9 protein-coding genes are annotated in these 12,785 nt (G+C 42.7%); 8 read left to right on the top strand and 1 reads right to left on the bottom strand.

Annotated features, from left to right (window positions below; translation table 11 throughout):
- Positions 1-706 precede the first annotated feature (706 nt).
- The 8 genes from HWQ36_RS25790 (at position 707) to HWQ36_RS25755 (ending at position 11,843) form a co-directional block, all read left to right on the top strand.
- On the top strand, positions 707-1,531 hold the full coding sequence (locus HWQ36_RS25790) for an undecaprenyl-diphosphate phosphatase (protein ID WP_292708155.1): 825 nt from the start codon (positions 707-709) through the stop codon (positions 1,529-1,531).
- 84 nt (positions 1,532-1,615) lie between these two features.
- Complete coding sequence (locus HWQ36_RS25785; protein WP_292708154.1) at positions 1,616-2,956, top strand: TIGR03279 family radical SAM protein; 1,341 nt, start codon at positions 1,616-1,618, stop codon at positions 2,954-2,956.
- Positions 2,957-3,053: 97 nt separating this feature from the next.
- The gene (locus tag HWQ36_RS25780) at positions 3,054-5,858 is read left to right on the top strand and encodes a family 10 glycosylhydrolase (RefSeq protein WP_292708152.1); all 2,805 of its coding nucleotides are present in this window, start codon (positions 3,054-3,056) and stop codon (positions 5,856-5,858) included.
- A 606-nt stretch (positions 5,859-6,464) separates the two neighbouring features.
- A complete protein-coding gene (locus HWQ36_RS25775; protein ID WP_292708150.1) occupies positions 6,465-6,941 on the top strand; it encodes a hypothetical protein in 477 nt (158 codons plus the stop codon).
- A gap of 3 nt (positions 6,942-6,944) precedes the next feature.
- Entirely contained in the window at positions 6,945-8,156 is a 1,212-nt protein-coding gene (locus HWQ36_RS25770; protein ID WP_292708147.1) for an EAL domain-containing response regulator, read from the top strand.
- Positions 8,157-8,564: 408 nt separating this feature from the next.
- On the top strand, positions 8,565-9,908 hold the full coding sequence (locus HWQ36_RS25765; protein ID WP_292708217.1) for a sorbosone dehydrogenase family protein: 1,344 nt from the start codon (positions 8,565-8,567) through the stop codon (positions 9,906-9,908).
- Positions 9,909-10,222: 314 nt separating this feature from the next.
- Positions 10,223-11,347 (top strand): transposase, encoded by a 1,125-nt coding sequence (locus HWQ36_RS25760; protein ID WP_292708144.1) that lies wholly within the window; start codon positions 10,223-10,225, stop codon positions 11,345-11,347.
- Between the two features lie 88 nt (positions 11,348-11,435).
- On the top strand, positions 11,436-11,843 hold the full coding sequence (locus HWQ36_RS25755; protein ID WP_292708215.1) for a phosphomannose isomerase type II C-terminal cupin domain: 408 nt from the start codon (positions 11,436-11,438) through the stop codon (positions 11,841-11,843).
- A gap of 97 nt (positions 11,844-11,940) precedes the next feature.
- Here HWQ36_RS25755 and HWQ36_RS25750 read toward each other — a convergent pair whose 3' ends face one another.
- Positions 11,941-12,705 carry a HEAT repeat domain-containing protein gene (locus HWQ36_RS25750; protein WP_292708141.1) on the bottom strand — a complete coding sequence of 255 codons (765 nt, stop codon included), beginning with the start codon at positions 12,703-12,705 and terminating at the stop codon, positions 11,941-11,943.
- Positions 12,706-12,785 lie beyond the last annotated feature (80 nt).

Genomic DNA, 12,785 nt, shown 5'->3' with positions numbered 1-12,785 from the left:
GCGGGTGCAGAGCAGAGAAAACATTCTGCGCCAGACTAGTGAGAAGGCAGGGGGCAGGGGGCAGGGAGCATACTTCGACTACGCTCAGTAACCGGGGGAGCGGAGGGGCAGGGTAAGGGGTATTGGTGTCAACTTAACGTGAAACCCTCGCAATGACGTTATATTAAGCCTACTCAATTACCAATTAAGTCGTCGGAACCCCACCCCGCTTTTGTCTAGCGACAAAATCTCCCCTCCCCGTTCACGGGGAGGGGATTAAGGGGAGCCAGTGCGGGAACAGGGGTTTCCCCCGCCGCAGGATGCGCGAAGCGCTGTAGTGGAGCATCTGGCGTGTGGGGTAAAATGCCTGTGGGTATAAGCGTTTGCTCTTAAGTTGACACCAATACCCCTTACCCTGCCCCCCGCTCCCCCGGTTACTGAGCGTAGTCGAAGTATGCTCCCCTGCTCCCCTGCCCCCTGCCTCCTGCCTCCTGCCTCCTGCGAACAGCATCAGTCCGCTAAATATTAAAGTTTGATGAACTGCCGAAATTTCGTTGACTTATTCAGGTGGGTGTAAGAACATGGTCAGCGTCTTAGATGATGTTATTGATCGGTAAAATCGAATTTTCTATAAGATTTAGGTGCAGTAGAAAGTATATAAAGCAACATCATCATCTAGACAGTGTTCATTAATCATGTCTAGAACAGGAAAAAGGTATTAATTGCTATGGAGTTTATTCAAGCTTTTATTTTGGGTATTGTTCAAGGTATTACAGAGTTTTTGCCAATCAGTAGCACTGCACATCTTCTGATTTTTACCAAAGTATTTGGTTGGAAAGAACTAGGTTCTAAAGATTTTGTCGATGCCATTCAATTTGGCAGTGTTATCGCAATTGTGGGGTATTTCTGGTCGCTGATTTCTAGTATTGTCAAAGGTGGAATCGAAGCATTAAAAGAGAAAGATTGGCAACGTGAGGAGTGGAAAATTCTTGTGGGGATTGTAGTAGGAACATTACCTGCCTTAATTTTCGGCTTTCTTTTGAAAGACGTTCTACCAGAAAGTGCATTAATTATCGCCATCATGTCAATCATTATGGCACTTGTACTAGCTTTGGCAGAAAAAATTGGCACTCGCAAGCGAGGTTTTGATTCATTGCAGATTCGGGATGGTATTTTAGTTGGATTGGGACAAACACTTGCTTTAATTCCGGGCGTTTCTCGTTCTGGCTCGACGTTGACGACTGCCTTATTTTTAGGATTAGAACGCGCTACAGCAGCGAAATTCTCATTTTTGTTAGGGTTTCCAACTCTTACCATTGCTACGCTGTATAAAAGTTTGAAAATCTTCAAATTATTTCAAGCCCACGAATTGCCCGATAATATTGTTGGACTGTTAATTGTAGGGATTATTTCAACCTTGATTTTTTCCTACCTATCAATTGCATTCTTGATCAAATACTTAGCAACCAAAAACACTTTGGTTTTCGTTTGGTATAGATTAGCATTCGGTAGTGCTATTTTAGCTGCGATCGCAGCAGGTTGGAAAGGATAATTAGATAATAGACCTTAGTCATTTGTCCTACGTCCAAAGCAAATGACTAATGACTAATGACCAATGACTAATGACCAATGACTAATGACTACCATAAATCCTGCCCGAATTACCAAGGTTCTACCAGACTCAATAGCCGCAGAGATTGGCTTTGAAGCCGGGGATGCGATCGTTGCAATCAATGGTACACGTCCCCGTGATTTAATTGATTATCAGTTTTTGTGTGCTGATGAAGTTTTGGAACTAGAAGTTTTAGATGCTGCTGGTAAAACTCATAGCCTGGAAATCGAAAAAGATTACGACCAAGATTTGGGGCTAGAATTTGAAACTGCCCTCTTTGATGGCTTAATTCAGTGTAATAATCGCTGTCCATTTTGTTTTATCGACCAACAGCCACCAGGTAAGCGCACCAGCTTGTACTTGAAAGACGACGATTATCGTCTGAGCTTTTTGTACGGTTCTTATCTTACCCTAACCAATTTGCCAGAAAGAGAATGGCAGCGAATTGAACAAATGCGCTTATCTCCGTTGTATGTTTCTGTTCATGCAACAGAAGCTGATGTGAGAATTAGACTGCTAAAAAATCAGCGTGCGGGACAAATTTTGCAACAACTGAAGTGGTTTCAAAAAAGGCGACTACAAATTCATGCTCAAGTTGTTGTTTGTCCTGGTATAAATGATGGCAAACATCTCGAACAAACTCTCAAAGATTTAGCGTCTTTTCATACTGGTGAAGTGCCGGCGGTGGCATCAGTGGCAGTTGTGCCAGTTGGGTTAACACGGTTTCGCCCTCCAGAAGATGAACTCATACCTGTAACTAGGGAAAAAGCTCAAGAAGTGATTTCTCAAGTGCAAATACTCTCACAGCAATTTCGCCAACAATTTGGTTCTAGCATTGTTTGGTTAGCCGATGAGTGGTTTTTGATTGCAGGTAAGGAATTACCCAGCGAGTCTGAATATGAAGAATATCCGCAAATTGATAACGGAGTTGGTTCGATTCAACTATTTATCAAGCAATTTGCCACCGTTGCAGCAGAATTACTCCCGCCAAAAGTATATCCTCAAAGAAAATTGACTTGGGTAGTGGGCAACGCCGTAGAAAAAGCATTTCAACCTATTTTGAAACGCTTAAATTGTGTTGAAGGTTTAGAAGTAAATATGCGTGCTTTATGTAGTGATTATTGGGGACAAACTATCAGTGTAACCGGATTGCTAACTGGTCATGATTTGCTTTTAAATCTAGAAGGGCAAGATTTAGGTGATGGGATTTTGCTACCCAATGTCATGTTAAAAAATGGAGAGTTAGTGTTTTTAGATGACATGAGCATTGAGGAATTAGCTGGTAGACTAAATACAAAAATTTTCCCAGTAGCAGGAGTTGAAGATTTAATCAAAACGTGTATTTTAACTTCTGTTCAGGTTTAGTTATCAAAGATCAGTTGTTTTTCGGAGGTAATTTATTGTTATGCTAGATCATAAATAAGAAGTAATGCCTAATAATTAATCCACTGAGGAGTCAGTAGTGAGGAATCGGAAAGAGTTTCATGAAAAGGCAAATTTCCAAATAAAGAAAGCCGGATTCTTCATTTTAAGTTTTAACTTTTTAATTTTAAATAGTTTTAGTATTTTACCAGTTACGGCGGCGACTGAAGAACCTGTATTGAGTGTAGTGCATAGCCAAGAAAATGCGAATCAATGGACAGGGATAACTGACCGCTTACAGACAATCGGGGTGAAATATTGTGTAATTCCCCTAACAGATGTCAAGAGTGGTGCAGATTGGGGCGATCGCCGGGTATTATTTTTGCCAAACGTCCAGACATTAACGCCAACCCAAGCGATCGCTTTAGAAGAATGGATGAGTAAGGGAGGGCGCTTGATTGCTAGTGGCCCTGTGGGTAGTTTGTCATCGCCAGGAGTGCGGCAGTTATTGCGATCGCTTTTGGGAGGTTATTGGGGATTCAGCCTTAGTGAAACAGAACAGATCAAGCCCACAAAAACCAAGATCCCAGAATGGGCAAATCAAACTGAACTCTTTGGCAAAGTACGCGGTGGCGTTGTGATTCCCAATGATATGGGCAGTGAATCTCCTGCTGTTTGGAATTCCAAAGATAATCCAGCCGCAGTAGTGACAACTGAGCGTACCACCTTTTTGGGCTGGCGCTGGGGAACAGATACAGCCTCAGCAGCCGAGTTAGATAATGCCTGGTTAAAAGCTTCTATAGATCACTATTTGACAGCGCTAGCACCATCGAATCGGATGAAAAAAGTAGCAGGAGGTTCCCCAAACTGCTCTACAACAGTGGCGGCTGCACCGAGTGGGCAGGGGGCAGGGGAGCAGGGGGCAGGGGGCAGGGGGCAGGGGAGCAGTTCATCTCCCTCATCCCTTCCTCCTAAAACTGCCACCGCTCCCATACCGAGAGCGCTTCCTATAGTTAAACCACCAAGTTCTCAAGAGGCTATCGATCAGCTAGAACAAGCGGTGCGTCTAGATGTTGCACCCAACTCCAATGAGCCAATTGACAACAATCAAGCGATCGCCCTCCAGCAAGAGCTAGAAAATCTCATTGGTAGGGTAGAAAGCGCTCATTTAGCAGTGTCAGCCGATGCAGCTAACGAAGGCGTTGGGATATCTGAGGGAAAACAGACCTCCAGGCATCTGGACACCTACAACCCCCAATCTGTCAAAGAGCAGCCAACGCAATTGGCCTCAACTAAATTGGGGGGGCTAGCTACAAGCAAAGACCAAGCCTTGGCACAAGTAAGGGTAATTGCCAACAGCTTACCCCAATTGATTGCTCAAAAAAACTACGCTCTAGCTCGTCAGCAGTGGCTGGTGGCAAAAACAATTTTGTGGCAGCAGTTTCCTGTCGATCGGAGGTTGGCTCAACCAGAAATTAGGGCAGTTTGGTTAGATCGGGGGACAATTGTTCGTGCTGGTAGCAAGGCGGGACTAACCCAGATTTTTGATCGCCTAGCTCAAACTGGGATTAATACTGTTTTCTTTGAAACTGTTAATGCTGGATATACCATTTATCCGAGCCAAGTTGCAAAAGAGCAAAACCCCTTAATTCGTGGGTGGAACCCACTAGAAGATGCGGTGAAATTAGCCCATGAGCGCGACATGGAATTACACGCTTGGGTTTGGACTTTTGCTGCTGGCAATCAAAGGCACAATGAGATTATCAACGTTAGTCCAAATTATCCAGGGCCAGTACTGGCGGCTCATCCCGATTGGGCAAACTACGATAATCTTGGCAACATGATTCCCATTGGTCAGACTAAGCCATTTTTTGACCCAGCCAACCCCGAAGTGCGGCAATACTTACTCAAGCTGTACGAGGAAATCGTGACTCGCTATGACGTGGATGGTTTACAGCTAGACTACATTCGCTACCCCTTTCAAGACCCATCAGCAGGTCGAACCTATGGCTATGGCAAAGCTGCAAGAGCGCAGTTTCAGCAACTTACTGGTGTAGATCCGATAAATATTTCTCCCAGTCAACCAGACTTGTGGCAAAAGTGGACAACATTTCGTACCCAGCAAGTTGATAGCTTTGTTGCCAAAGTTTCAGAGCAGTTGCGACAAAAACGACCGAATTTGATTTTGTCGGTTGCTGTATTTCCTTTGCCAGAACAAGAGCGGATTCAGAAAATTCAACAAAATTGGGAAACTTGGGCAAGGCGGGGAGATGTAGATTTAATCGTTCCCATGACTTATGCTCTGGATACTTCTCGCTTCCAACGACTAGCCCAACCCTGGATCGCCTCTAAGCAATTGGGAGCTACATTGTTAGTGCCGGGAATTCGCTTACTTTCTTTGCCAACAATCGGGACGTTTGATCAACTCCAGTTAGTAAGAGACTTGCCAGTTAGTGGTTACGCACTCTTTGCCGCAGAGAATTTTAATAACGATCTACAAAAACTTTTTATTAGCACCCAAGGTAGAGTTCAATCTACAACAAGTGAACCGATTCCTCACCGCCAGCCTTTTCAAACTGCTGCCATCCGTTACACTGCGCTGCAACGGGAATGGAAGTTTGTTTTCCAAAATGACTCACAACAAAGACCTGCCCAGACAATATCAGATTTTAACAACCAGGCAGAAGTTTTACGCAGTGCTTTAAATCAGCTTGCTGCTTCCCCTTCTCCTAGTAAGTTACTCGTGGCGAAAGCCTCTCTAAGTCGCTTCCAGTCTCAATTTCGGGTATTGATGAGTCAAGAAATTAAGTCGAATTCCTATCAAGTCAAAGTTTGGGAAAATCGGCTTGTAACTATAGAAAGGCTATTGCGTTACGGCGAACGACGGGTGAAGTTGCATCCCTAGTGAAGAGGTAGGGGAGTAGGGGGCAGGGGGCAAGGGGGAATTATTGAATAAGTCTCTGCGTTGTCCCTTCTTAATACCCAATTCCCAACTAAGTAAGTTGGTAGAAATAAACCAAATTATGTTACGAAACGTAAAAGGCTTAAAATTCTTACTAATGACTAATACTTCGGCAACTCTTAGAGACGCACTCGCGTTCGCTCAGTACAAGTGACAAAGCACAAATGACAGCCATTGCCAGTTAGCTTTAATTGCACCAACCAATTTAGCTGGATATAAGCTGCTTTGTAATTCTTAACACAATTTTTGTCGTGTTTATATCCCAAATATTACTAGTTCTTTAGGGTCAAAATATTGGAGAATACTTAAGATAAGCAGCTTTAGATAACCATTTTTTGATAGATAAAACTAGAGGGAACACCAGTATTAGTTTGTTTGAGATAGGATATCAAATTCTCGTTGAGAGACAATTACCCAAGTACAAATGGTCACTAGCACACGCTATATTACTGACAGACACGACAAATCGACTCACCTCATTGGAGTTTCTGTGAATAGTACCTCTTGTGTAGCAGAAGTAGCATTGCGTGAGAGTGAAAGTTTATCGGATTGCTAATAACAGAAGGCATCGTGCTAGAAGCGAACCAAACAGCACTCAACTTTAGCAGACTACAACTACAAGATGTAGTTGGGCGTTCATATTGGAAAATATGGTGGACGCTACTTGAAAGTCTTCAACATCTGCAATATTTATTCTTCTCCAGCCCAGCAGTAATTTACACCTGCAAGAGTTTGGAAGATTTTGGTAGTACATTTATGAACGAAAATGTTTTCGCTATCACGGGTTATCAAGCGCGGGAAGCAGTTGAATATCCTGACTTTGGGACTAGCCATTTCTATTCGGTATTGGAATCCTGCGATCGCGTCAGTAATGTCTATTATAAGCTAGGCACTCGATTAGAAATGGCAATTGTAAAAAAGTGTATAGATATCTACGAACATAAAATATTTGTCATAATTACACCGGGGTTTGGTACAAAGTCTACCGTCATTCTGTCATTAAATAATAAAAATAAATTGAGGTAAATTATGCCCAAAATTTTAATAATAGAAGATGAAGAAGCAGTCCGTGAAAACATTTTAGATTTGCTAGAAGCTGAGGATTTTGAAACTATTGCTGCCGCCAATGGTAGAATCGGTGTGCATTTGGCTATCTGTGAAGTTCCTGACTTAATTCTCTGTGATATGATGATGCCAGAAATTGATGGTTATGGCGTTCTAACAGTGTTACGCCAAGAGCCATCAACGGCAACAATTCCCTTCATTTTTCTCACTGCCAAATCTGCCAAATCTGACTTCCGTCAAGGGATGGATATGGGGGCCGATGACTATATAACTAAGCCATTTAGTCGGGCTGAGTTATTAAGTGCAATCATAAATCGGTTGGAAAAGCACGCTACTTTAAAAAGGTATTTATCTCCTCGGACTACAATTAACAACTTATCTCCAAAAATGCAGTTGTTAGAAATTAGCTTACACCGAACTATCAAACAACATAAATTTCAAGAATTTGAAATTTATTATCAACCAATAGTAGATATCGCTTCTGGAAAAATAGTAGCTGCTGAAAGTTTATTGCGCTGGCAAAGTCCAGAATTGGGGATAGTTTACCCAACAGAATTTATTCCGTTAGCAGAGTCTACGGGTTTAATTGTTCCAATCGGTAAATGGGTATTAAAAAGTGTATGCAAACAAATAAAAATCTGGCATGATGCCGGTATTAATTCCTTGATTGTGGCCGTGAATCTGTCAGTAATTGAATTTAACCAACCAGATTTTATTAATAAAATAGTCAATTTTATAGCTATTAATAATTTGCAACCAAATGACTTAGAGCTAGAACTAACTGAAAGTATGATTATGCAAGATGTAAGTAGTGCGATCGCTACTATGAGCAAATTGCAATCCTTGGGTATAAAAATTGCGCTCGATGATTTTGGTACAGGCTACTCTTCTCTAATTTATCTGAAAAACTTACCAATTAATACATTAAAAATAGACCGTTATTTTATCCATAACGTTGCTAACGATCCACAGAAATCAGCCATTACTAAAGCATTAATTCAAATGGCTCACAATCTTAATTTAAATGTAATTGCTGAAGGTGTGGAGACGGAAGCAGAACTTGCTTTTTTGCGCCAACACAACTGTAATTCTATGCAAGGTTTTCTATTTAGTCGTCCATTACCAGCAGCAGAATTTGAAAATTTTTTATTGACTAACAAATGCTTATATATATGAATATTGGGCATTGGGAATGGGGCATGAAGAGGGAGCATCCCAAATGTGCAAGTTTATTATTATACGGTGTTTGGACTTAGACCGAGAATGAAATGACGAACCGCCAAGGACGCCAAGAACGCAAAGGGAAGAGGTTTGTACAGGTTTTTTGCCCCAGTCCTGTGTCTTTTGGCAAAATTGGGATGCTCCCCATGAAGAAGAGACAAGGGAGACAAGGAAGAGGGGGGAGACAAGGGAGAGACTTGTTCAATAACTCCCCCTTGTCCCCCTTGTCCCCCTGCTCCCCTGCTCCCTCATCTCCCAGTACCTTAATGGGGTGAATAAGTAAGCAAAATCGGACTTTAGACTGGCGACAATTATTAAGTCTCAAGTCTAAAGTAAGAAAATTGTGTCATGGTGTCTACCGTCATGAAAGTTTTTGCGCGTTTCTTGCTACCAGCTTTTTTACTGACTTTGGCAGCAGCGTGTAACCAGACTCGCGCTTCGTCAGATAATCCCACACCACAACTATCTGTAGCTTCTGCCCAACTGACACAAAATCCTACACAGCCAAAAAATATTGTCCCAACTGAAGCACTTTCACCCACACCTATCCGTATCAATCTGAAAAATTTACCAGCACCCTTCGCAACAGAAAGTGCTTCCAAGCGGCCTGAAGTTGTGCCCATTCCGCAAAATCCGGTGCTGCGCGTACCAGCAGGCTTTACAGTTAATGTCTTTGCCGATGGTTTAGATGCCCCACGCTGGCTAGCTTTAACTCCCAGTGGTGATGTCCTGGTGACTGAAACTGGGCAAAACCGCATTCGTTTGTTACGTGATAGCAACGCTGACGGCGTAGCCGATGTTCGAGAAACCTTTGCTAGTGGAGACAACGGACTCAATAGACCCTTTGGTATGGCTTTTGCAGATAATTCCTTTTTTCTGGGGAATACAGATGCTGTGGTGCGTTTTCCCTATACTCAAGGTCAAAACAAGATTACAGGTAAAGGGGAAAAAATCGCTGACTTGCCTTCTCAAGGTTATAACAACCATTGGACGCGCAATGTTGTTGTCTCACCCGATCGCAATAAATTATATGTTTCTGTTGGTTCAGGAACCAATGTGGATGAAGAACCCTTACCACGGGCTTCGATACAGGTAATGAATTTAGATGGTTCCCAGCAGCAGACTTTCGCTTCTGGCTTGCGTAACCCTGTTGGTTTAGATTTTCATCCTGTAACTAAGGAACTTTACGCCACCATTAACGAACGCGATGGAATTGGTGATGACTTGGTTCCAGACTATCTGACACGGGTTAAACAGGGGGTATTTTACGGCTGGCCTTATGCCTATCTGACACCAAACAACCTCGATCCTCGTCAAAAAACGGATGGCAAAAGTAAACGCCCCGAATTAGCAGCCCGTACCCAAACGCCAGATGTGCTGTTCCAAGCGCATTCAGCAGCATTGGGTTTGCAGTTTTATGATGGTAAGACGTTTCCAGAAAAATACCGGAATGGAGCTTTTGCTGCTTTTCGTGGTTCTTGGAATCGCGATCGCGGCACTGGTTATAAAATTGTATTTGTTCCCTTCGATGCTAAGGGGCGATCGCTTGGCTATTACGAAGATTTTCTCACAGGATTTTTGCTAAATCCTTCTGTACCAACCACTTGGGGGCGACCTGTAGGTTTACTTGTGTTGCCAGATGGTAGTCTGCTACTGACAGAAGAAGCCAATAATCGGATTTATCGGATTCAGTATACGGGGGGTTAAGCAATTCAAAATTCACGGATAGGATCTTTTACCTGGCGTAAAGTTAGAGCAGTTGTCATCAAGAAATATGTTGTGATTGCATCTTTGTATCCAGGTTTATCTTGTTTACCGGAATTAATGGGTTTAAAGCCCCGTCGTTCTACGACGGCTTTTTCTTCATCTTCAGACTTCTAATCAATTCTCTAAGAACATCGGTTTTTGTTCGCCCCACTAATTCGCAATATTCTTCAAGAATCTGAAACTCAAATTCTTCGATCCTAAAGTCTAATCGCTTTTTCATTGATTGTTCCGGCTATATGCTGTACAATATTAGCATGAAAACTCTAAAATTCAAGTTGTACCAACACAAGCGAAATAGATTTCTCAAGCGGTCAATCAATGCTGCTGGGGTAATTTATAACCATTGTATTGCTCTCCACAAAAGATATTATCGGATGTGGGGTAAACACTTGAATTCTGCCAAGCTTCAGGCTCACATTGCTTCATGTCGAAAACGTAACCCTTTCTGGCAATCAGTAGGCTCTCAAGCGGTACAAGATATTTGTCAGCGCATTGAGAAAGCCTACCAACTATTTTTTAAACACAACAAAAAGGGAGTTAGACCACCAGGATTTAAGAAGGTCAGAAGGTACAAGTCATTCACCCTAAAGCAAGCTGGTTATAAGTTTTTGGGTGGTAATCGAATCAATATCTGTAATCGAGTTTATCAATTTTGGAAGTCTAGAGAAATTGAGGGTACTGTCAAAACGCTAACTATAAAACGTACACCATTAGGTGAATTGTTCATGGTTGTGGTTGTTGATAATTGTGCTGAACCAGAATTTGAAGTTAAGACAGGTAAAATCGCTGGCTTTGACTTTGGTTTGAAAACATTTCTCACAAGTTCCGTCGGCACTAAGATTGAGTCTCCCCAGTTTTTTAAGCAGTCACTAAACGCCGTAAAGATTGCCAGCAGACATCATTCCAAAAAGTTAAAGGGTTCATCCAATCGAGAACGGGCAAGAAAGAATTTGGTACGCAAGTACGAAGACATTTCCAACAGAAGACGTGACCGGTTCTGGAAGTTAGCCCATGAATTAACTGATAGGTTTGATGTGCTATGTTTTGAAACTTTAAACCTCAAGGGGATGCAACGCCTTTGGGGGCGCAAGATATCAGACTTAGCTTTTGGTGAATTTCTGCAAATATTAGAATGGGTTGCCAAAAAGAAAAACAAACTTGTTGTATTTATTGATCGCTGGTATCCCAGCAGCAAGACTTGTTCTAATTGTGGACACGTTTTAGACAGTTTAGATTTGTCTGTTAGAGAGTGGCGTTGTCCGTCTTGCCAGTCAGTAAACGGAAGGGATGAGAACGCATCTCAGGTAATTTGTGCAGTCGGGGCATCGACTGTTGGATTAGGCGATGTCAGACAGTCCGAGACTGCAATTGCTGTCTGACTCCAGAATCCCTGCTCTTGTAGGGCGGGGAGTATGTCAAGGTAAATTACAGAAAAATGCTAATACTTATCTGGTTGAGAAATTGATTATGACTCCCAATGAAAATAATACTCAGTCAAATATCAACGAATTACCTCCACATTCAGGCACACGATACTGGGGTGAGGTGGAGGTAATCGAGGAGGGAGAAACTTATAGAATCAGCCGTGTTGAAATCAAGCCCAGACATGGCATTAAACCACAAATCCATTATCACCGTAATGAGCATTGGGTTGTAGTCTCTGGTGTAGCCAAGGTGACTTGTGGTGATACGGAAATATTACTGAATAAAAATGAGTCAACTTATGTTCCCGCAGCAACCCTACATAAGGTAGAAAATCCTGGACATATCCCGCTAGTTATTCTAGAAATTCAAAATGGTGAGTATTTGGGCGAAGATGATACTGAGCGCCCTTACGACTTAAATTTGGTCAAAGCTGTAGGTGAGGGTCAGTAGGGACGGAGGTGAGGGAGCAAGAATTTTAGATTTTGGATTTTGGATTAAATTTCAATCTAAAATCCAAAATCTAAAATCCAAAATTGAATTGTCCAAATCAAAACCACCCTTCTTGTTCCAGGGTTTCAATTAGCTGTAGGCCACGGGGATCGCCCACTCCTAACAGTGAAGCTTTCGCGTCTTCCCGGACTCCTAAATCTTGGTCTTCGGCAAAGGCTTGAATTAGAGCATCGATCGCTGTGGCGTAAACTACATTAGAAGGTAGTTCGCGGCACAGTTGACCAATTGCCCAAGCACTGTTACTTCGCACTGCTGCCACGGGATCTTTGACTAAGGCTTCAATTAATGGTGGTATTGCCCCTATAACTGCTTCATAACCCACTTCTGCCATCTGTGCTAAGGCGCTAGCAGCCCACAAACGCACTGCGGAAATGTCAGTTCTTAAGGCATTTGCTAGGGGCGGTAAAGAACGGCGATCGCGACAGTTTCCTAAAGCCCAAACAACGCCTTTACGCACGTAGCCATTCCAATCACTATTTAGTTGAGCAATTAATGGAGTCACTGCTTCTGAACTGGGATTGCGTCCCAGGGCATAAGATGCGCTCACCCTGACTAAGGGACAAATATCAGTTAATAGGCGAATCAGATGGGTGGTAGCGCGCGCATCTTCAATATCACAAAAAGCACGCGCCGCTAACATTCTTTGCTGGGGCTGGGGATTTTCCAGCAGGGCTAGCATCACTTCAGGATCGGGCTTCGCCACAACTGAATCGGCAGTTAGCGGCTCTATTTTATCTAGGGGGCTTTCTAGCTCCTCCTCAATATCGACATCGAGTAGGCTTAGATCGTCTTCGTCATACATAATTTCATTTCAATCCCTTTTTGGGATTAACACATAATCCCCTGCGCCAATAAGTCAAAACTTTATAAGTATTAGTTGCG

It is taken from the genome of Nostoc sp. NMS2 (assembly GCF_017115105.1).
GTDB lineage: Bacteria > Cyanobacteriota > Cyanobacteriia > Cyanobacteriales > Nostocaceae > Nostoc.
This window is presented reverse-complemented; position numbering and strand designations above follow the sequence as displayed.